This is a genomic window from Pantoea sp. RIT-PI-b (genome assembly GCF_001187905.1).
In the GTDB taxonomy this organism is placed as follows: domain Bacteria; phylum Pseudomonadota; class Gammaproteobacteria; order Enterobacterales; family Enterobacteriaceae; genus Pantoea; species Pantoea nemavictus.
In genome coordinates this window covers 51,422-71,347 of the sequence record NZ_LGIS01000020.1, presented here as the reverse complement: position 1 = coordinate 71,347, position 19,926 = coordinate 51,422, and the positions used below count along the sequence as shown (strand labels likewise).

Annotated in this window: 20 protein-coding genes; 3 read left to right on the top strand and 17 right to left on the bottom strand. The window is 57.0% G+C overall.

Annotated features, from left to right (window positions below; all coding sequences use genetic code 11):
* Window positions 1-6: 6 nt before the first annotated feature.
* Window positions 7-210, bottom strand: a complete 204-nt coding sequence (locus tag AC790_RS12865; RefSeq protein WP_007892927.1) for a hypothetical protein — start codon at window positions 208-210, stop codon at window positions 7-9.
* A gap of 61 nt (window positions 211-271) precedes the next feature.
* Window positions 272-889, bottom strand: a complete 618-nt coding sequence (locus AC790_RS12860; RefSeq protein ID WP_049852040.1) for a TetR/AcrR family transcriptional regulator — start codon at window positions 887-889, stop codon at window positions 272-274.
* Between the two features lie 281 nt (window positions 890-1,170).
* On the opposite strand from AC790_RS12860, the gene AC790_RS12855 reads away from it, so the two are divergent.
* A complete protein-coding gene (locus AC790_RS12855) occupies window positions 1,171-1,380 on the top strand; it encodes a CsbD family protein (RefSeq protein WP_007892931.1) in 210 nt (69 codons plus the stop codon).
* Between the two features lie 43 nt (window positions 1,381-1,423).
* Here AC790_RS12855 and AC790_RS12850 read toward each other — a convergent pair whose 3' ends face one another.
* The 9 genes from AC790_RS12850 to AC790_RS12810 all read right to left on the bottom strand — a co-directional run bounded on the left by AC790_RS12850 (window position 1,424) and on the right by AC790_RS12810 (window position 8,972).
* Complete coding sequence (locus AC790_RS12850) at window positions 1,424-1,699, bottom strand: hypothetical protein (RefSeq protein ID WP_049852039.1); 276 nt, start codon at window positions 1,697-1,699, stop codon at window positions 1,424-1,426.
* A 164-nt stretch (window positions 1,700-1,863) separates the two neighbouring features.
* Window positions 1,864-2,853, bottom strand: coding sequence for an aldo/keto reductase (locus AC790_RS12845; protein ID WP_049852038.1), 990 nt, complete (start codon window positions 2,851-2,853; stop codon window positions 1,864-1,866).
* Window positions 2,854-2,884: 31 nt separating this feature from the next.
* The gene (locus tag AC790_RS12840) at window positions 2,885-3,736 is read right to left on the bottom strand and encodes an aldo/keto reductase (protein WP_049852037.1); all 852 of its coding nucleotides are present in this window, start codon (window positions 3,734-3,736) and stop codon (window positions 2,885-2,887) included.
* A gap of 118 nt (window positions 3,737-3,854) precedes the next feature.
* A complete protein-coding gene (locus AC790_RS12835; protein WP_235440740.1) occupies window positions 3,855-4,898 on the bottom strand; it encodes an alpha/beta fold hydrolase in 1,044 nt (347 codons plus the stop codon).
* Between the two features lie 44 nt (window positions 4,899-4,942).
* Window positions 4,943-5,533 (bottom strand): flavodoxin, encoded by a 591-nt coding sequence (locus AC790_RS12830; RefSeq protein ID WP_049852035.1) that lies wholly within the window; start codon window positions 5,531-5,533, stop codon window positions 4,943-4,945.
* Window positions 5,534-5,557: 24 nt separating this feature from the next.
* The gene (locus AC790_RS12825) at window positions 5,558-6,319 is read right to left on the bottom strand and encodes a carboxymuconolactone decarboxylase family protein (protein ID WP_049852034.1); all 762 of its coding nucleotides are present in this window, start codon (window positions 6,317-6,319) and stop codon (window positions 5,558-5,560) included.
* Window positions 6,297-6,767, bottom strand: coding sequence for a cupin domain-containing protein (locus AC790_RS12820; protein ID WP_049852033.1), 471 nt, complete (start codon window positions 6,765-6,767; stop codon window positions 6,297-6,299). Before AC790_RS12820 ends, AC790_RS12825 begins: the two co-directional genes overlap by 23 nt.
* Before the next feature lie 68 nt (window positions 6,768-6,835).
* Window positions 6,836-8,290 (bottom strand): heavy metal sensor histidine kinase, encoded by a 1,455-nt coding sequence (locus AC790_RS12815; protein ID WP_049852032.1) that lies wholly within the window; start codon window positions 8,288-8,290, stop codon window positions 6,836-6,838.
* Window positions 8,283-8,972 (bottom strand): heavy metal response regulator transcription factor, encoded by a 690-nt coding sequence (locus AC790_RS12810; protein WP_049852031.1) that lies wholly within the window; start codon window positions 8,970-8,972, stop codon window positions 8,283-8,285. Before AC790_RS12810 ends, AC790_RS12815 begins: the two co-directional genes overlap by 8 nt.
* A gap of 224 nt (window positions 8,973-9,196) precedes the next feature.
* Here AC790_RS12810 and AC790_RS12805 point away from each other — a divergent pair, with 224 nt between their 5' ends.
* Window positions 9,197-10,240, top strand: coding sequence for an alpha/beta hydrolase (locus AC790_RS12805; RefSeq protein ID WP_049852030.1), 1,044 nt, complete (start codon window positions 9,197-9,199; stop codon window positions 10,238-10,240).
* On the opposite strand, the gene AC790_RS12800 is transcribed toward AC790_RS12805, so the two are convergent.
* From AC790_RS12800 to AC790_RS12770, 6 genes are all read right to left on the bottom strand, one after another.
* A complete protein-coding gene (locus tag AC790_RS12800) occupies window positions 10,237-11,448 on the bottom strand; it encodes a multidrug effflux MFS transporter (RefSeq protein ID WP_049852029.1) in 1,212 nt (403 codons plus the stop codon). The genes AC790_RS12805 and AC790_RS12800 overlap by 4 nt on opposite strands.
* A gap of 397 nt (window positions 11,449-11,845) precedes the next feature.
* The gene (locus AC790_RS12790) at window positions 11,846-13,225 is read right to left on the bottom strand and encodes an NtaA/DmoA family FMN-dependent monooxygenase (RefSeq protein ID WP_049852027.1); all 1,380 of its coding nucleotides are present in this window, start codon (window positions 13,223-13,225) and stop codon (window positions 11,846-11,848) included.
* Between the two features lie 19 nt (window positions 13,226-13,244).
* Window positions 13,245-14,867 (bottom strand): ABC transporter ATP-binding protein, encoded by a 1,623-nt coding sequence (locus AC790_RS12785; protein ID WP_049852026.1) that lies wholly within the window; start codon window positions 14,865-14,867, stop codon window positions 13,245-13,247.
* The gene (locus AC790_RS12780; protein WP_049852025.1) at window positions 14,867-15,724 is read right to left on the bottom strand and encodes an ABC transporter permease; all 858 of its coding nucleotides are present in this window, start codon (window positions 15,722-15,724) and stop codon (window positions 14,867-14,869) included. Before AC790_RS12780 ends, AC790_RS12785 begins: the two co-directional genes overlap by 1 nt.
* Complete coding sequence (locus AC790_RS12775; RefSeq protein WP_049852024.1) at window positions 15,721-16,740, bottom strand: ABC transporter permease; 1,020 nt, start codon at window positions 16,738-16,740, stop codon at window positions 15,721-15,723. Before AC790_RS12775 ends, AC790_RS12780 begins: the two co-directional genes overlap by 4 nt.
* Window positions 16,737-18,350, bottom strand: a complete 1,614-nt coding sequence (locus AC790_RS12770; RefSeq protein WP_049852023.1) for an ABC transporter substrate-binding protein — start codon at window positions 18,348-18,350, stop codon at window positions 16,737-16,739. The genes AC790_RS12775 and AC790_RS12770 overlap by 4 nt, the downstream gene beginning before the upstream one ends.
* Window positions 18,351-18,654: 304 nt before the next feature.
* Between AC790_RS12770 and AC790_RS12765 the strand changes: the two genes are divergently transcribed.
* Window positions 18,655-19,890: an acyl-CoA dehydrogenase family protein gene (locus AC790_RS12765; protein WP_049852022.1), complete on the top strand. Its 1,236-nt coding sequence runs from the start codon at window positions 18,655-18,657 to the stop codon at window positions 19,888-19,890.
* Window positions 19,891-19,926: the final 36 nt, after the last annotated feature.

Below are 19,926 nucleotides of genomic sequence, written 5' to 3'. Positions count from 1 at the left end.
ACCGGATTAATGCATTTTTTTCGCCAGGATACGAATGGCTTTCTCGCAGGCACTTTTGGTTTTGCTGTCTGTTGAGCGCAAACTCAGGCGATACAGCGCGCCAATCAGTTCCTGAACGGTAAGCGCTTCATCAGGACGGAGAATGCGTGTCACCACTCTCCCCACCAATGCGCGAATCTCTTCCGTAATGTCTGAATCTTCGTCTTTCACTTGCCCTCCGGCTTCACGCTTCGCTTATTTAGGAAGTATCCACCTCCTAATTAGACAAATTTTAGTCCAGCAGCTTCATCACCAGCTTGATTGTCGCGGGTTCATCTTTTACATCGGTGATCTTGCCTACTACGCGCATGCCAAAGGCGATACAGAGTATCAAGCCCGCTGCGCTGTCAATATCCAGATGCTGTGTGACCGATCCATCTTCCTGGCCGAGTTTCAGCAGAGAAGCGAGAAAGTTTTTATTGCGGATCACCGCTTCACTCACTAACTGCGACAGATCTTCATCCAGCACCTGCAACTCCACCGTACTGCCCACCACCAGACAACCGGTACGGCCTTCAACCGCACGGGCAGAATCGAGATAGAACTGCAGCAGTTCGGTAAGTTTTTCGCGCCCGGTGGTGAACTGCGCCAGCCGCTGGCGCAAGTCGGCATTACGCACCGAAAGATAGCGCTCAAATACCAGTAAAAACAGGCTGCGCTTATCTTTAAAAGCCTTGTAAATGCTACCCGCGGTTAGCCCCATCGCCTCCCCCAAATCACTCAGCGAAGCGGCATGAAAACCCTTTTGCCGAAAAACAATCATGGCTTTGTCCAGAGCCTGTTCGATATCAAATTCTCTTGGGCGGCCCCGTTCGCGGTTTTTCGTTTCTGTGGCTAACTTTTTGCTCATAGCGGATACATCAGGCAGTGCGGGTTTCCAAAAATTGACTGAAAATCTTCTCGGCGTTCACTATATACCAGCAGAGACAAGTCTGTATACCCAGGCGAGAATAACACCTTATATCACAGAGGGTTATGCAATCACCCTACTATTCAATATCAGATATTTGAGTCAGCTCACACCGCAGCGCAGCAAACCGCAAATTCTGTGCCAGAATTAATACATCCGTTGGCATGCGGCCAAACGGTGATCATTCAGTAACCGGTAACGACTAAATAGGGAGATCGACAATGAACGAAGATCGTATTAGCGGCAACTGGAAGCAGTTCAAGGGAAAAGTGAAGGAAAAATGGGGCGACCTGACTGATGATGATATGACCGTGGTCGAAGGGAAACGCGATCAGCTGGTCGGTAAAATTCAGGAACGCTATGGTTATGAAAAAGACCGCGCGGAAAAAGAAGTAAAAGAGTGGGAAGATTCCAATAAATACCGTTGGTAAACCGCTCGAACGTGCCGGACAACCCCTGTCCGGCATGCCTCAATCAGTGTTTGGTGCTGTCGTCCGCCACCGCGCGTTTGGCCAACATGTTGATCACACCCTCGTCTGACTCTTCTTCATCGCATTGGCTGCTGCGGTTAACCTCTGCTAAGGCTAATCTGGCAACGCGAATACGCTCTGGCGTTCCACCCGCCTGAATCATCTTCTCTAACTGGGCGATCAGCGTAGTACGCGAAATTGCGGCATCGTGAGTGAATAACTCAATCACCGCATCACCGATCACCACGTCACTTAACTGTTTGTCATTACTGTTTTTCATGGGCTCTCTGTCACCGTCTAAACCAACCCTGGCCGGAGGATCCTGACTGCGCAGAGCATACCCAATGAGTAAAAAACATCAAATATAAAAAAGCGTCGATGCAATCGAAAATACATCATAAGAATGGCTTGCGGCGCGAGGAACGCGCCGCAAAGTGGTTGAGGTTAACCGCCTACCCGCGCCTGCAGCGCAGCAGGATAACGTTCACCGATCACCTTGATGGTTTCCAAAGCCTGCGTCAGTTTGACTAACTCGGCAGAGGAGAGCGCGATGTCAGCGGCGCCGAGGTTTTCTTCCAGACGATGCAGCTTGGTAGTGCCCGGAATCGGCACAATCCACGGCGCCTGCGCCAGCAGCCAGGCCAGCGCGATCTGCGCCGACGTCACGCCTTTCTCCGCCGCCAGCTGCGCCACTAAGGTCACCAGTTGTTCATTGGCGGCCAGCGCTTCAGCGGCAAAACGTGGCACTTTGCTGCGGAAATCATCCTCGCCAAACGTGGTACCTGATTTAATTGCACCGGTTAAAAAGCCTTTGCCTAGCGGGCTAAACGGCACGAAACCAATACCCAATTCGTTTAGCAGCGGCAGAATCTCCTGCTCCGGCTCGCGCCACCACATTGAGTATTCGCTTTGCAGCGCAGTGACCGGTTGCACGGCGTGGGCGCGACGAATGGTATTGGCACCCGCTTCCGATAAACCGAAATGTTTAACCTTACCTTCATTGATCAGATCCTTAACCGTGCCGGCCACATCTTCAATCGGCACATTAGGATCTACGCGATGCTGATACAGCAGATCAATCACGTCAGTTTTCAGACGGCGCAGTGAACCTTCAACCGCCAGACGGATATGCTCGGGACGGCTGTTCAATATTTGCTGCTTATTATCGTCACCAAAGGTGAAGCCAAATTTTGTGGCGATCACCACCTGGTCACGGTAAGGCTGCAAAGCTTCACCCACGACCTCTTCATTTAAATACGGCCCGTACACTTCCGCGGTATCGAAAAAAGTCACGCCGCGCTCTACTGCCGCGTGAATTAACTTAATCGCCTGCTGCCGGTCTGTGGCCGGACCGTAGCCATGGCTGAGCCCCATGCAGCCCAGACCCAGCGCGGAAACTTCGAGTTTGGCGTTGCCGAGATAACGATTTTGCATGTGTCACTCCATTAGGTTTTAGGGTGCGTAATTAAACATCGAGTTTGCGGCCGGTGAGCCACTCAACCATGGCTGGATCGCGGTGCGAGAAGAAGGCGCTGGTCGCGCTATCCAGCGCGGTGATTTGCATCATTTCGGCGTCACTGAGTGCAAAGTCCAGCACATTAATGTTTTCTGCCATGCGCGCTTTGCGTACCGATTTGGCCAGCGAAACAATGCCGCGTTGGAAGATCCAGCGCAGCACCACCTGCCCGACGCTTTTGCCATATTTCTCGCCAATCGCCGTCAGGACAGGATGCTGGAACAACCCGTTTCTGCCTTCGGCAAACGGTGCCCAGGCTTCAGGTTGAATGTTGCGGCTCTTCATCCACGGCACCGCGTGCAGTTGCTGGTTGAAGGGATTAACTTCAATCTGGTTCACCGCCGGCACAATCTTATTAAACGCAACCAGGTCCGCCAGACGATCCGGCTGGAAGTTACTGACACCAATGGCTTTGATTTTGCCGGCTGCATGCAGCTCTTCCATGGCACGCCAGGCGCCATGCACATCGCCGTAGGGTTGGTGAATCAAATAGAGATCGACATAGTCCATCTGCAGACGATTAAGCGAACGCTCAAACTGCGCTTTGGCGCCTTCGTAGCTGGTGTCCTGCAGCCACAGCTTGGTGGTGACAAACAGTGCGTCACGTGCCACACCGCTCTGCTTGATGGCATTGCCAACCTGAGTTTCGTTTTGATATGAGGCGGCGGTATCAATCAGCCGATAGCCGGTTTCGATGGCATCAATCACCGCGCGCTCACACTCCGCGGCATCGGTCATCTGAAACACACCAAAGCCCAGCAGCGGCATCTCGAGACCGTTATTCAGTTTTATGTTTTGCATGGCGTTATCCTTTCGTTAGTTTCCGAAAGCATAACGCCTGAGGATTGTTTTGATTAGACCCGGTAATCAGCTAGGGTTTATTAACTCAATTCATGAATCAATCAACCCTGCTGGTCAGCTACTGCAGATTCTTCTGTTGGAAAAACGCGCTAACCTGGTCGGCAATTTGCACATTATTCAGATCGGAGAACGGGAAATGCGTATTTCCTTTAATGCCAATCTCCGGCAGATGGATCACTTGCACATCGCCACCGTGTTTATTGACCACATCTCGCCACTGGCGCGCCATCGCCAGCCTTACCCGCCAACTGTCCTGCGCCGGCATGCTGCTCGCTTTATCCGGAATGTTGTCGCCATAGAAAATCAGAATCGGAATTTTGGTCAGCGCCATAAACTTGTCCAGCGCTACCGGCTCGCCTTTCAGCGTATCGAACGCGCTGGGCATCGGGGCCGGTAATTCGTTTTCGGGAAACACAAAGCCGCTGCCCGGTTCAAAGGCGACAATGGCTTTAACCTTGCTGTTTTTCATCGCGGTATACCAGCCAGGCCCGCCGCCCTGTGAATGGGTAAACAGAATGGCGGGACCGCTTTTGTCGATAACCGCGGACATCGCATCGGAGATGACGTTGACGTCAAACGGCCCGGTATTAGGGGTCATTTGGCGGAAGTATTGGTTCAGCGCCTCTTTATCCTGAGAGAACTGCACGCCTTTAAAGAAGGTGGGCCATACGCCCAGGCGGAATTGGTTAAACCACAGCTGTTCATCCGGTTTTGGCGTGACGGTGGTGGCTACCGTGCTACGACCAGCCGCACCCCGGCGCGGTTGATCAACCAGATAGGTGGCAAATCCGCGACGCAGGAAAATGTTTTGAAAACCTTCGCGTCCATCCGGGGTACTTTCCCAGGTACGCGAGAACTGTCCGGCACCATGCAGCATCACGATGGGGTATTTATGCGGATGTTGCGGAATCTGATAAAACACCGCGGCGTGGTCGCCATGATAGGTTTGGCCCGCTGCATCCAGTGGTTTTTTGGCATCAAATTGTCCCGGCGCTGTCACCACCGTGCCGCCCGCAGCGAAGCTGCCTTGTGCCTGAATCACTAACGGTTCGGCGTGGCTGGTAGCGATAAACCCCGCCACCAGCAAACCTACACCCCAGATTTTTACCGTTCTCTTCACACGCTGTCCCTCTTTTATGTTGTGTATTAGCTGCCAACCGTCGCTAACCAATGGGTGACGGTCTCGGTGGTTCTTCTCTCCTGATCGCACTCCAGCACCAGCGGTTTTTCTCGTTGCGCCGCCGCAGCCAGCGTAGCGAGAATCGCTTCACTGTCGCCGATGCCGTAACCACCGTGGGTAATAAACGGAATGATGCGTTTATTACGGCAATCATGGCTGCTGAGAAACGATTGCACCACCGGCGGCACCGTGGTGCCCCAAATCGGAAAGCCCAGGTAAATCGTGTGGTAGCGATCAAAGTCCGCAACGCGGTTTTTTAACGCCGGTTTCACCTGCCGATCGCGCTGATTTTTCGCCAGCTCAACCGTTTGAAAATAGTCCTCGGGATAGGCCACTGCCGGTTCAATGGCAAAAATATCGCTTTTGAGTTGACGATGAATAACACCTGCCAGTACCCGCGTGTTGCCACTGCGGGAGAAATACGCCACCAGCGTCGCGCGGTTATTTTGCCCGGGCACGGTGTTAGCCAACGCCGGCTTAAGCACGGCAGCGGAAAACGCCGCGCCCGCCAGCGCGCTGAGTAGCACTCTGCGGTTAGCATCATGCGCATCTGACATGACTTCGCTCCTCTGACATGAAATTTATGGCGTATCTTGTGCCGCGCGCAGTGCGGCTTCCGCGCGCGCAGCGGCCTGCTCTTCCCCGCTGGCACGTAAAATTTGCGCCAGATGCTGCAGCTGCCCACGCGTTAGCCCTACTCGCAAACTGGCACGGGTATGCGATAGCAGCTGCGCTTCAATACCCGGCGTGGCGGCTAAGGCACCTACCGTCGCCAGTTCGCGGCTTTGCCAGTCAAGGTTGTCACGGGCAAAAATATCGCCAAATAGATGACTTTGCAGGAACTGGTTGATCACCGGCGCAAAATCAAACAGCGGACCTTGCACTGGCGCGCCAGAAATTTTGGTTTGGTTAGCGGTGCCTAGCTGACGCAGCGCATCCCCCACCGGAATGGGCTGCACCGGCTCTTTACCCGGTTCATCCTTGATGCCGCGCTGCTTACGCGCTTCGGTCACTTTCATCAACGCGCTCAGCGCATTGAGACTGCGCGGAAATCCGGTATAGGCATACAGCTGCACCAGAATTTCTTTGGCTTCACTGACCGTCAAGCCAGCATCCAGCCCCTGATTCAGCGCGGCATCCAGTTTTTCCATATTGCTGGTTGCCATAAATACCGCCATCAGAGGAATGGCTTGTTGTCGTGCGGAGAGGGTTTCGGACTGATTCGATGACTCATTCATTGCAGGTTTTACTCCCTGGTGAGTTGCAGCATAGGTTGTCAGGTTACCGGCAAAAAGCATGAGTATGGCGAAGGCGAAGGACTTAATCGGCACGGTATTGTTCATCAGTCACTTTCTCCAGCCAGCTCACACTTTTGCCATCCACTCTGCCGGTCACCGCGAGGTGCGTCATGGCACTCTCGGCGCTGGCACCGTGCCAGTGCTTGATGCCCGGCGGGCACGACACCACATCGCCAACGCGAATAGTGCGCACCGGCTGCCCCTCCTGCTGGGTTAACCCTACGCCCGAGGTGACAATCAGGCGCTGACCGGCGGGATGGGTATGCCAGGCCGATCGCGCACCCGGTTCGAAGGTGACATAGGCAGCCGAAGCATTGATCTGGTCATCCGCCATAAACAGCGGATCAACGCGTACCTGGCCGGTAAAATGTTGCGGCGGACCCGAAAGCGCCGCTTGGCTGCCGGCAGGTGTAATCTTTACTACCGGCTCGGCAGCAAAAGATGAGAAAGCAAGGGGCAGTAATAGCCCCAGAAAGCCCGATTTTGCTGTCATGCAATGCGTCCTTTATTTATTGAACGTGGATGCTGCGAGGCATCGATTCTAACGAGGCGCAGATGTCGTCATGCTGACGGGTTGCTGACAATGCTGTCAGTTTTGATCGCTGCGACATCGCGAGCGGCAGCTGACAGCGGCTTACGCTCAGGCGTTAAGGCAAAGGTCAGCCCAAAGGTATTCATTCCACCTTCACTGCGCGCGAACACATCACCGCGATGCATGATGGCGACCGCGCGCACAATCGATAACCCCAGCCCGTGATGGGTGGTACTTTTGGCGCGCGCAGAGTCAACCCGATAAAAACGTTCAAACAGTCGATGCAGATGTTCGGGCGCGATGGCGGCGCCGGGATTGGTGACCGCAACCACCGCCTGACCGGCGTTTTCACTGAAGTTAACGTTAATGGTGCTGTGCGGTGCCGCATGTCGCGCACTGTTCTCCAGCAGGTTCGCCAGCGAACGGTGGAATAAGCGGCGGTCGATATGCACCCAAACATCGCCTTCGATCTGCAATTTCAACTGTTTTTCGGCGAAGGAGGGTTCAACATATTCGGCGGTTTTCACCGTCTCTGCGCGCAGGGAAACGCGCGTCAGCTGTGAGGCGTGTTCCCCGGCATGCGCATGCGACAGGAATAGCATGTCGTTGACGATAGAGGTCATGCGTTCCAGCTCTTCGAGGTTGGAGCCAAGTAGATCCTCCAACTCCGCCGGCGAGCGTCGGCGCGCTAGCCCGAGCTGCGTCTGACCAATCAAATTGGTGAGCGGCGTGCGCAATTCATGTGCGACATCAGCATTGAAACTCTCCAGCTGCCGCCAGGCAATCGCCTGCCGCTCTAGCACACCATTAAAGGCGGCAGCCAGCGGCTGCAGCTCATCCGGTAACCTGGCGGTATCCAGTCGCTGCGTATGATCGCCCGGTGCCAACTGATGCGCCTGCTGGCTCAGTGCACCAACCGGACGCAAACCAATACGGGATACGGCATAGCCCAGTAGCGCCACGATAAATACGCCGATGGACGAAACGATCAGCAAGGTACGCGTGAAAGCATCAAGCGTACCCATGTAAGGCGTTGAGTCGATGGCCACCACGTAGCGCAACGCGGGTCGCTCACCGCGAGCCGCAAGGGTTTTGACCAGCAGGAACAGTGAGCAGGCGGCATCCGTTGCGCCAGGCACTTTGTTAAACCCTTCCTGCAAGGAAGCCCAATCCACGCCCAACGGCGGCGCGCCGCCGAGGCTAAAACGCGCATCATCGCTCAAAATCCAGTAACGCACGCGTTCGCCTTCGGCGCTGGTTAAATCGGTAAATTTACGGGACAACGTCGCCCAGCCTTCGTCTGAGGTGCGCGCCGTGATCCACGGACTCATTAAGGATTCACGAAACAGCAGTTCGTTATGCATCTGCTTTTGCAATGAGTCATGCAGTGAAGAGCGCAGCAGCAAGCCGATGGTCGACACGATCAGCACAATGCTCAGCACGAACATCAGTGCGAGACGTACCGAAATGGAACGTTTAATCATGGTGAGGCTCCCGCACTTCCAGCACGTAACCCATGCCGCGCACGGTGTGCAGCAGCTTAATAGTAAAAGGTGCATCAATTTTGGCGCGTAACCGCTTAATGGCCACCTCCACCACGTTGGCATCGCTGTCGAAATTCATGTCCCACACCTGCTCGGCGATCATCATTTTCGACAATATTTCCCCCTGATGCCGCGCCAGCAGGCTGAGCAGCGCGAACTCTTTTGCCGTCAGCTCAAGCCGATTGCCGTGGCGAAAAACCCGCCGCGCCAGCAGATCGAGATGCAGGTCATGGATTTGCAGTTGCGTGATGTCGGCGCCATCGCTGCTGCGACGGCGCACCAGCGCCTGAATGCGCGCCACCAGCTCAATCAGCGAAAAGGGTTTGGGCAGATAATCATCCGCCCCCAGCCGCAGCCCTTTTACCCGCTCATCCACCGAGCCGCGCGCCGAGAGCATCAGCACCGGCGTCTGTTTGCTGCTACGAATCCCTTCAAGCACGCGGTAACCGTCGATACCCGGCAGCATCACATCAAGAATCACCGCGTCATAATCGAACTCCAGCGCAAAGTGCAGGCCTTCTGCGCCGTCGGCTGAGACATCAACGGTAAAACCCGATTCACCCAACGCCCGGCTCAGGTAAGTCGAGGTCTTCTCTTCGTCTTCAACCAACAATATGCGCATCGCGGGGGCTTCCTTATGTAAACCTTTGAACGGTATTTTGCCGGCAGCTTACCAACAGTAACCTGACAATTTGCTGACAACGCTGTCAGCCAACGCACCGGTGAAACTGACAGGGTTGTTATTTTCTGGTCATGATGCTGACAGCCTGGGCGCCTTAAGCTCACCCGACGATATCACTCTCGCGAGCCCACTTTGCAGGCCGCGACTTTTCTCCGGGAGCGAAGATGAAACTCACTGCTATCCATGCCCTGCTGATCGCAGCAATGTCCGTAAGTGCACAGGCCGCTAACGACCCACAGAGCCCTTTCCCCCTGGTTTATCACGGCGCCATCACGCAAAACGTGGCGGGCAAGGTCAACATCCATCCGGTGAAGTATGATCTGCACGGGCTGCAAATCGCTGCCAACGTCTATACGCCCGCCAATTACGACCCGGCGAAACACTATCCGGCCATCGTGGTCGCTCATCCTAACGGCGGGGTGAAAGAGCAAGTTGCCGGCCTCTACGCGCAGCGTCTTGCCGAGCACGGTTACATCACCATCACCGCCGATGCCGCCTATCAAGGTGCCAGTGGCGGCATGCCGCGCAGCGTAGATAAACCGGCTAACCGTATCGAAGATATTCACGGCATGGCGGATTACCTGAGTCGCTATCCCGGCGTGGATGCGAAACGCATCGGTTTACTGGGTATCTGCGGTGGCGGCGGCTATGCCCTCAAAGCCGCGCAGACCGATAAACGTTTTAAAGCGTTGGCCACCCTGAGCATGTTTGATTCCGGCCAGGTGCGGCGTAACGGCTATCAGGATTCACAGCTCGCGACGATTCAGGATCGCCTGCGGGCAGCAACCGAGGCACGCAGCAAAGAAGCCACCACTGGTGAAGTCACCTACTCCGGCGATGCCAATCTGACAGATGAGCAGATCGCTAAACTGCCGTTCGATCTCTATCGCCAGGGCTACGAGTACTACTGGAAAACCCATGCACATCCGAATTCAACCTTCCGCTACACCACCAGCAGCCTGCTGGATTTGATGCGCTTTGACGCTCAAAGCAACATGGACCTGATTAATCAGCCGGTGCTGATGATGGCGGGCAGCAAAGCTGATTCGCTGTACATGACGCAAAGTGCGTTTAGCAAAGCCACCGGCACCACCAACAAAAAGCTGTATCTGATTGAAGGCGCAACGCACATCGAGACGTATTGGGTACCGCGTTATGTCGATCAGGCGATGGGCCAACTCGATCCGTTCTTCGACCAAAACATTTAACCGTGAGATTTTACCGTGGCGGCGCTGAGCGCCATCACCGCGCTTGCCACGGTAAACAGCGCGATAATCCACGCCATGGTCCAGGGCGTGCCATCGCTGAGTAGCGCCAGCAGCAACGACGAGATAATGCCGCTGCCGTATTGCAGCGAGCCGATGAGCGCTGAGGCGGAACCCGCCATATTGGGCACGGTATCCATGGCGGCCGCCGTGGAAGTTGCCGCGATAATGCCGTTCATCGAGAAGAACACAAACACCGGCAGAATAATCATCAGGATGCCGCCGAAGTCCAGTTTGGCGCTCAGCGCCAAAATTAACGCAGCGAGGGTGGCGGTGGTCACCGCCATTTTGAGCAGGGATTCCAGCGGATAGCGGTGCACCAAACGTCGGTTCACCATGCTTACCGCCATTAACCCCACCACATTCAGCGCGAACAGCCAGCCATAATGCTGCGCATCAATGCCGAAATAGGTGATGTAGACAAACGGCGAGCCGGTAATAAAGGCGTAAGCCGCCACGTAGTAGAACGCCACGCACAGCGTAAAGCGCATGAAATGGCGGTTTTTCAGCAGGGCAAGATAGTTGCTAAACGCCCCGGTAAGCGACGCCTTTATCCGCTTGTCCGCCGGTAAGGTTTCGGGCAACCAGCACATCAGCACCAACATGACGCAGCCGATGGCCGCCAGCAGCCAAAAAATCGTGTGCCACGAGGTGACTTTGATCATCTGCCCGCCCAGCAGCGGCCCGGCAATCGGTGCAATCGCCATCACCACCATCAGCGTGGAGAGCATCTGCGCAGCGCGGGTGCGGGCAAAAAGATCGCGGATCATCGCGCGTGCCAGCATCGGCCCGGTACAGGCACCCAGCGCCTGAAACACCCGCCAGAACACAATCTGCGTGATGTCGCTGGAGAGCGCACAGCCGACAGAACCCATCACAAATAGCACCAATCCGATAAACAGCGGCACTTTGCGGCCAAAATGATCGCTGAGCGGTCCCCAGATGAGCTGGGCAATACAGAAGCCGATGAGAAATCCGGTAATGGTCAGCTCAGCGTCGCCGTGCAGCTCTTGCGCCATCAGCGGCATGGCGGGCAGATAGATATCCGTGGATAACGAGGTGATCGCCATCAACGCACTGAGAATAAGGATAAAGGGCAAACCGCTTGATTTGACGGTGAAGGATTGCGAACGCGTTGAGGCGTGATCCATGTTGAATTCCAGAGAGATCGAATTCGCCCATAGTAGCGGATGGGATAGTGAAGATAATGGCCTGAAAGAGGATTGGCTCTATGAGTAGGATTCATTAATTAGCGGTCGCCATGAATGGATAGTGCTGCTGTCCCCCTCCTCGGTCCGTGCTGGCTGTCCCCCATCCCGGCCTTCCCCCCCCGGGGGGGGAAGGAGACGCCGCCACGTGCAGCTACAGAACTCACATATAGCAGCATCTTACTCCCCCACAACTGGGGGAAGGAGACGCAGCCACGTGCAGCTACAGAACTCACATATAGCAGCATCTTCCTCCCCCACTTGTGGGGGAGGACCGAGGAGGGGGACAGCCAGCACGGACAGGAGGGGATAGCCAGCACATTTTGACTAAAGCCACCACTCAACCCAACGTCAACTTCCTTTGCGGATGCGACGCGGGCAGCCGGCTCTCTTTGCCGAAAATCTTCTCGCGCAGCGTGCCTGGCTTATACGCCGTCTGCGCCAGACCGCGCTTCTGCAGCACCGGCACCACATGCTCGACCCACTCATCCCACCAGCCGAGCGTGGTAACGGGCACCACGTTAAAGCCATCAACACCGGCGTCCGCAAATTGCTGCACGCGATCGGCAATCTGCTCGGGCGTACCGGCAAAACGGCCCGGCAGCAACGCGTGCTGGATCAGGTATTCACGCCACGTCAGTACGCGGCCCTGGCCGTAATCCGCATCTACCGCGATACGGAATTTAGAGCGCATATGCTGGCTGAACGCCTCGCGACGGCTGAGCTCAGTCAGCGGCGTGTCGGGATCGATATTGGCCAGATCGATGCCGGAACCGCCGCTGTAGAACCCTTGCAGCGCGTTGATATCGATGTTGTCGAACAGATATTGCTGCTTGCGCTTCGCCTCCTCCTCGGTGGATCCGATTACGGTTGACAGCATCACCAGCTTTTTCAAATCTTCCGGTTGGCGACCGTAATCCACCACATCCTGATTCAGGATGGCGATATCTTTGCGCGCGGTATCCGGCGTTTGTGACGGCAGGAAAGTGACTTCGGCATTGCGTGCGGCAAAGCGTCGTCCAGCGTCGGAGTTGCCGGCCTGGAAGAACACCGGGCTGCGCTGCGGCGACGGCTCAACAATATGCGGCCCCTCCACGCGATAGCGCTTACCGACGTGGTTAATTTTGTGAATCTTATCGGCATCGAAAAAGCGATTAGTGGCGGGATCGTGCAGCACCGCGCCCTCTTCCCACGACAGCTCCCACAGTTTGTACGCCACATCCAGATACTCTTGCGCCCACTCGTAGCGCTCGTCGTGCGGCACAATGTCTTGATAGCCGTAGTTGCGAAAGCCGTTGGAGAGATACGAAGTGACGATATTCCAGCCAATGCGCCCGCGGGTAAACTCATCCAGCGAGGAGATCTGGCGCGCAAACGAGAACGGATGCGCCTGAATCACGTTGCTGGTCACCACCAGTCCCAGGTTCTCCGTGGCCAGACCCAGCGCCGAGAGGATGGTGATTGGATCGGGTTCGGGGAACTGCGTGCCAGCGCTGATGGTGGTTTTGCCATCGCCATACTCGATGTCATACACCCCCACCACATCGGCAATGAACAAGGTATCAAACAGCCCTTTCTCCAGGGTTTTCACCGTCTTCACGTAGGCATCAAGCTGGTTGTACCCGTACTGCACCTGGCCTTCCGGCGTGCGCCAGTAGCCGTGGCTGTGGTGGTTGGGCGTGAGGTGCAAAAATCCGTTATAAATCAGTTCGCGTGACATGTTCGCTCCAGTAGCAAAGTTAGGCGATTTCCCGCGCGGCCAGACGAGGCAGCGAGGCAAGTAACTTTTGGGTATAGGGATGGCGCGGGCGATAGAACACCTCATCGGCGGCGCCCTGCTCGACGGCCAGGCCGTTTTGCATCACCAGCACGCGATCGCTCATGTGATGAATGACGCCGAGGTCGTGCGAGATAAACAGATAGCTGACGCCAAGCTGCGCCTGCAGATCGCTAAGCAGATCAAGAATCTGCGCCTGAATGGTGACGTCCAACGCCGAGACCGCCTCATCCAGCACGATGACCTGCGGATGGGTGGCGATGGCGCGGGCAATCGCCACGCGCTGACGCTGGCCGCCCGACATGCGCGCCGGCCATTGGTTAAGATGTTCCGCGCCGAGTCCAACCGATTGCAGCAGGCTGATGGCACGGTCACGCGGGGTGTGCGTTGCCGGATGCTGATCTAAGGCAATCGCGTCCAGCAGGATGTCGGCTACCCGCCAGCGCGGGTCGAAAGATGAAAGCGGATCCTGATACACCACGGCAATCTGGCGGCGAATCGCGCGCTGAGCGGCAGCGGACGCGTGGCTCCACGGCTGGCCAGCAAACCGCACCTCGCCGCTGTCCGGCGTTTCCAGCGCCAGCGCGATGCGCGACAAGGTGGTTTTGCCAGAACCCGATTCACCCACAATGCCCAGCGTTTCGCCGCGTCGTAGGGTAAACGAAACATCGGCTACCGCGCTGTGCCCGCGAAAACGCTTCACGATATGGCGCGCTTCCAGCAGCACTTCCGCCGATTTCGCCACCGCTGGTGCCGGTGCGCCGGGGGCGCTGCCGGAAAGGCGCTGCCCTTTGGTGTGCTCGCTGGGAATGGCGTTGATCAAACCCTGGGTATACGGATGTTGCGGCTGCTGTAGCACCTGCTGCGCGGCGCCCGCTTCCACAATCGCACCGCCCTGCATCACCAGAATCTGATCGGCGACTTTTGCCACCACCGCCAGATCGTGACTGATCAGAATCACGCTGGTGCCGCGATCCAGCATCTGCCGCAGCACCTCCAGCACCTGCGCTTGCACCGTCACATCCAGCGCGGTAGTTGGTTCATCGGCGATCAGGACCTCGGGGTGCAACGCAATCGCCGAGGCGATCAGCGCGCGCTGGCGCAGGCCGCCAGACAACTCGCCCGGTCGCTGGCTGGCGCGATACGCCGCCTGCGGCACGCCGACCTCTTCCAGCAGCGCGTGCACTTTCTGCTGACGGCTGGCGGCATTACCCCAGCCGTGCAGCGCCAGCGCTTCGGCAATCTCTTTACCCACCGGTCGCAGCGGATCGAGTGACACCAGCGCATCCTGCAAAATAAAACCGACTTTGCTGCCGCGCACGCGTCGCCACCAGCCGTCGCTGCGCCCAAGCAGCGTCTCACCATTGAGGTTCAGCGTGTCGGCCTGCACCTGCAGCTGATCGCCCGCCAGTCCCACCAGCGCGCGCGCCGTGACGCTTTTTCCTGAACCTGATTCACCGACCAGCGCCAGACATTGGCCCCGTTGCAGCGCAAAGCTAACGTTCTTCACAATATGGCGCGGCGCGCTGTTCTCAGCGCGCGCCCAGATATTCAGATCACGGACTTCAATCACGTTATGGCTCATTAGCGCTTCTCTCCTTCAGCTCGCTGCTGGATGTAGCGGCCAATTTGCGTAAACGACAGCGCCACCAGCACAATCGCAATGCCCGGCAACACTTCCAGCCACCACGCCACGGTGACATTAATTTTTCCGGCTTCAAGCAGCGCGCCCCACTCCGGCGACGGCGGCACCACGCCTAAACCGAGAAACGACAAGCCGGATGCCCACACCACCGATTGTCCGATGCCCAGCGCCACCAGCGAGAACAGCGGTCGGAACACGTTGGGTGCGATGTGCTGGAGAAACAGCCGATGCCACGGATGACCAAGCGCACGCGCCGCTTCGACGTAGCCGGATTGCTTCACCTGCAGCGCCTGCGCCCGCACTAAACGCGCATAGCCCGGCGCGGTGCCAATGCCCACCGAGATCAGCAAACTGCTGGCGGACGGCCCCAGCAAGGCGACAAACAGCAGCGCCAGCAGCAGGGTGGGAAACGCCAGCAAAATCTCCAGCAGGCGATTCACCGGCTCGGCCAGCCAGCGCGGACCGAGCGCGGCGCTGAAGCCCAACACAATGGCGCCGAACAGCGCGATGGCCATGGCGCCGATACCAATCAGCAACGACTGGCGCGTGCCCCAGATAATGCGGCTATACAGATCGCGGCCAATATCATCGGTGCCGAGCCAGTTGGTCCACGAAGGCGCTTGCAGCGCACGATAGAGATCGGTGGCGAACGGATCGTGCGTCGCCAACACGCCGGGCACCGCCGCCGCGAGAATAAAGAACAGCGCCACAACGGCGGAAAGCAGCACCGAAAGCGGCAGTTGCCAGCGGGCGCGTTGTGTCTGCGCGCCAGCATATGCAGTGAGATGAGTCGTCATACACGACCTCGCAGACGGGGATCGACGATCAGGTAAATCAGGTCAACCACCAGGTTAATCACGATGTAGAGGAAACTGATAAGAATCACGATGCCGGAGACCAGCGCGAAGTCCTTGTTACTGACCGCATTGACCAGCACGTTGCCGAGTCCCGGGCGGGCAAACACCGCTTCTACCAGCACCGCACCCGACAGCAGGTTGCCAATCGCCCAGCCGCTTAAGGTGATGGCGGGAATCAGCGCGTGGCGCAACACGTGACGCCATCGCACGCCCGCCAGGCTCATGCCGCGCGCCCGCGCCGACAGCACAAACGGTTGCTGCATGCTGCGCTCAAACTCGTCGCGAATCGCGTGACCAAGAAAGCCCGCCAATGGAATCGCCAGCGTGATCGCTGGAAGCACCGTACCCAGCAGGCTGGTGCCGCCCACCACCGGGAACCAGCGTAACCCGATGGCGAAGACAATCAGCAGCAGGATGCCAATCCAGTACTGCGGCAATCCGGCCATGATGGTTTCCAGCGCCGAGCCAAACGCCGCCAGACGACGATGGCGCCCGGCGGTAAGCAGCGTCCACGGAATGGCGATCATCCATGCCAGCAGCAGCGCGGCTATCGCCAGCGTAAAGGTCGGCAGCAGCTGCTCGGCGATGATGTGCACCACCGGGCGCTGTAACTCGAACGAGAAACCAAAATCGGCGTGCAGCAGCTGCCAGAAATAGTGCAGATACTGCTCAGCGATCGGCTTATCGAAACCGTACTGCGCGTTGATGGGCGCCAGCTCCGCCGGGGTGCGTTCAATCACCTGCCCGGAGGTGATATTCAGCAGGATGGTGGCGCGATCGCCCGGTAGCACCGACAGCACCAAAAAGGTCACGGTGATGGTGCCCCACAATACAAACAGCGCCGAGGCGATGCGCACGCTTACGCTGCGCAACAGTGTCACGCTGCGGCTGCGCGCTGCGACCCGATCCTCAACCCGGCTAGCGCTGCTCTGCGGCGCGGACGTTAATTCACTCATGGCTTCTCCTGCACGAAGTACGCATCGTTAAAGTTCAGCAATCCGTTGCCCTGATCCTGCCAAAGCCCGCGGATGTTATGGGCGATGGCGACGTTGTAGGTGAAGTTGTAGCCGCCGATGGCAATCGCCTGATCGTCAAACCACTTTTGCAGCACGTCGAACTTCTGCTGGCGCAGCTGGGGATTGGGCTCGCGCTGTGCATCAAGGATTTGCGCTTCCACCTCGGGATTGTTGAAAAAGCTGGTGTTGTTGCCGTTGAACGCGCCGTTCAGCGCATGGTTGTAGACGATGTCGAGGATATTAGGCGATGGCCACACCCAGTAGCCAAAGCTGATTTCCTTATCCGCCGGACGCGAACGCGCACCGGCAAAGCCTTCGGTTTGCGTCAGCGGAATCAGATCCAGCTTGATGCCGACGCGCTTGACCTGATCCTGCACCGCCTGCAGCATCAGCGCGCCCTCCTGGTCGATAATCGCCTGGATAAATGGCAAGCGGGCATCCAGCGTTTGACCGTCTTTGGTGCGATAACCGGCGGCATCGCGCCCGGTCCAGCCCGCTTGATCCAGCAGCTGATTGGCTTTGGCAATGTTCAGCGAGTAGCGATCGTCAACATTCAGATAGAGCGGCGTGCTTTTACTCAGCGAGCCGTTGCCCTCATACGGCACCGCGCCTTTAAATACGGTTTTGACGATCTGCTTGCGGTCCAGCGCGTAGGCAAATGCCTGACGCACGCGCCGATCGGTGAACGGACCGCGCTGCACATTAAAGGAGAAGGCCTGCGGCCGCCCGGTGGCGACATACGACAGCGTTTGATATTGGTGCTGCAGTGCCTGCCACTGCGCCGACGGCGGCTGATAGATGACATCCGCACCGCCGCTGACCAGCGCGCCCCAGCGCGTGGTGGCATCCGGCACAAATTTCCACTCCAGATGTTTGATATAGGCCGGGCCGTTGTGGTGCGCATTCGGCGGCGCCCAGCGATAATCATCGTTGCGCACAAAGCTGATACCATCGCCGCGTACCCAGCGCGCCACTTTCCAGGGGCCGGTACCCACCGGGCGTAAACACTTCTGTTCGCTGCTGTTATGCGCCAGCGAATCCGGCGATTGAAAACCATAATGACCATTTGCCAGCACATTATATATTTCCGGATTGGGCTCAGATAAATGCAGCGCCACGGTATAATCATCGACTTTGGTAAATCCGGTCATATAAGTGAATCCGTGCCAGCCAATTCCTTTTTGCCACGCTGGATAATTCGCTATCACCGCATCGGCATTAAATATATCGCCATCGGTAAATTTCACGTCATGACGTAAATGAAAAGTAATAGTTTTACGATCGGCGGATTCACTCCAACTGGAAGCCAGCCACGGCCGAATTTGTCCGTTGTCATAACTGACTAAATAATCAAATACCTGACGCGACAAATACGCTTGCTGCACCCATCCGCCCCACAAGCAAGGCGGCTCCTGCTCGTGCAGATAGACTAATGTACCGTCGCTGCTTGTCGGTGCCGAGGTCGCGGCGCTGGCGTTATGCAGCAGCGCCGCACCGCTGAGTGCCGCCATTATTGGAATGATTAATCGCTGAATGGGCTTTGAGATCATTTTTCTACCGTTTCCCTAATGCAAGCCAATCATCTATTTCCCCCGCGGACCTATTCCGCGTGAAATGATATTATCTGGAAATTTAATGGGTGCTTTTTGGAATAGCGTTTGAATAGAGCACAGATAATCAGCGCGGCAAATAACAATATCGGCAGTGAATATGCGAAAGCGGATTTATTGTTCCACATAGTGAAATAGCGTTTTGATAGCTAGCCAGTGAAATAGCTTAGTGAGAAAAAGCATTATTTAGCGCCCGACGGCGATGACATAGTGAAGGCAAATTTCTTTGCTGGAGAGCCGCGTCATGTCGCAAATCGAATCAGGTTGGGGGGCGGGTCCGTCATCCCGTTATGAACAGCTGGCGGAGCGCTTTCGTCCGCTGTTTGAGAAAATCCGTGCAGGCGCGATTGAGCGTGAACTGCAGCGTCAACTGCCGCTGGAGCAGATCGCCTGGCTAAAGCAGAGTGGCTTCACCGCGCTGCGGGTGCCGGAGAGCGCCGGTGGACTTGGCGCCACGCTGCCGGAGCTGTTTAATCTGCTGATTGAACTCGGCGAGGCGGATTCCAATCTGGTGCAGTCGATTCGCGGTCATCTCGGCTTTGTCGAAAATGTGCTGAACAGCGCCAGCAGCAGCTATCGGGAGACGTGGCTGACACGACTGGGACGTGGCGAAATTGTCGGCCCGGCGTGGAGCGAAACCGGCGATGCGCGCCAGTCTGAATTCTCTACGCGCATCGAGCGCCACGACGACCGCTGGCAGCTAAACGGCCGGAAATTTTACACCACCGGTTCGCTGTATGCGGACTGGATCGACGTTGGCATCACCGATGAAAATGGCAAAGGCGTGTCGGTTACCGTTGCGCGCAACGCGCCTGGCGTGACGGTGCTGGATGACTGGAATGGCTTTGGCCAGACGCTGACCGCCAGCGGCACGGCGATTTTCGACAAGGTGGCCATCGGCGCCGATGACCTCAACGAAGAGGTGCATTTCCGCTATTCACCGGCGTTCTACCAGCTGATCCATCTGGCAACGCTGGCCGGCATTGGCCGCGCGCAGAGCGGTGAAGTGGCGCAGCAGGTGGCTGCGCGCACGCGCACTTACAGTAACGGTAATGCGCCGCGTGCCGCTCAGGATGCGCAGGTTTTACAGGTGGTTGGACGCCTGCGCGGTGCGGCCTACAGCAGCGGCGCGATAGTGCTGCACGCCGCCAGCGCGGTGCAACGCGCGTTTGATGCGCACCTGAGCGGCGATCAGGAACAGGAAAACCAGGCGGTGGCGATTGCCGAGCTGGAAGTCTCGCAGTCGCTCAATGTGGTGAGCGATCTGCTGCTTAATGCCAGCTCGACGCTGTTCGATGCGTTAGGCGCATCCGCGACGCTGAAACCGCTGGCGCTGGATCGCTTCTGGCGCAATGCACGTACCCTTTCGTCACACAATCCACGTATTTACAAAGATCGCATCGTTGGGGATTTTGCGGTGAATGGCACTCTACCGCCGGAGCAGTGGCGGATTGGTGTGGCGGATAATTCCGCTGTCTAATCGATATTGATAACCTCATCATCCCGTAGCGGCGCA

Coding starts and splice junctions, on each gene's coding strand:
- AC790_RS12775 (WP_049852024.1), bottom strand. CDS start 16,740: ATGAGTGAATTAACGTCCGCGCCGCAGAGCAGCGCTAGCCGGGTTGAG.
- AC790_RS12785 (WP_049852026.1), bottom strand. CDS start 14,867: ATGAGCCATAACGTGATTGAAGTCCGTGATCTGAATATCTGGGCGCGC.
- AC790_RS12765 (WP_049852022.1), top strand. CDS start 18,655: ATGTCGCAAATCGAATCAGGTTGGGGGGCGGGTCCGTCATCCCGTTAT.
- AC790_RS12860 (WP_049852040.1), bottom strand. CDS start 889: ATGAGCAAAAAGTTAGCCACAGAAACGAAAAACCGCGAACGGGGCCGC.
- AC790_RS12855 (WP_007892931.1), top strand. CDS start 1,171: ATGAACGAAGATCGTATTAGCGGCAACTGGAAGCAGTTCAAGGGAAAA.
- AC790_RS12830 (WP_049852035.1), bottom strand. CDS start 5,533: ATGTCAGATGCGCATGATGCTAACCGCAGAGTGCTACTCAGCGCGCTG.
- AC790_RS12820 (WP_049852033.1), bottom strand. CDS start 6,767: ATGACAGCAAAATCGGGCTTTCTGGGGCTATTACTGCCCCTTGCTTTC.
- AC790_RS12815 (WP_049852032.1), bottom strand. CDS start 8,290: ATGATTAAACGTTCCATTTCGGTACGTCTCGCACTGATGTTCGTGCTG.
- AC790_RS12825 (WP_049852034.1), bottom strand. CDS start 6,319: ATGAACAATACCGTGCCGATTAAGTCCTTCGCCTTCGCCATACTCATG.
- AC790_RS12800 (WP_049852029.1), bottom strand. CDS start 11,448: ATGGATCACGCCTCAACGCGTTCGCAATCCTTCACCGTCAAATCAAGC.
- AC790_RS12845 (WP_049852038.1), bottom strand. CDS start 2,853: ATGCAAAATCGTTATCTCGGCAACGCCAAACTCGAAGTTTCCGCGCTG.
- AC790_RS12810 (WP_049852031.1), bottom strand. CDS start 8,972: ATGCGCATATTGTTGGTTGAAGACGAAGAGAAGACCTCGACTTACCTG.
- AC790_RS12805 (WP_049852030.1), top strand. CDS start 9,197: ATGAAACTCACTGCTATCCATGCCCTGCTGATCGCAGCAATGTCCGTA.
- AC790_RS12780 (WP_049852025.1), bottom strand. CDS start 15,724: ATGACGACTCATCTCACTGCATATGCTGGCGCGCAGACACAACGCGCC.
- AC790_RS12770 (WP_049852023.1), bottom strand. CDS start 18,350: ATGATCTCAAAGCCCATTCAGCGATTAATCATTCCAATAATGGCGGCA.
- AC790_RS12850 (WP_049852039.1), bottom strand. CDS start 1,699: ATGAAAAACAGTAATGACAAACAGTTAAGTGACGTGGTGATCGGTGAT.
- AC790_RS12840 (WP_049852037.1), bottom strand. CDS start 3,736: ATGCAAAACATAAAACTGAATAACGGTCTCGAGATGCCGCTGCTGGGC.
- AC790_RS12790 (WP_049852027.1), bottom strand. CDS start 13,225: ATGTCACGCGAACTGATTTATAACGGATTTTTGCACCTCACGCCCAAC.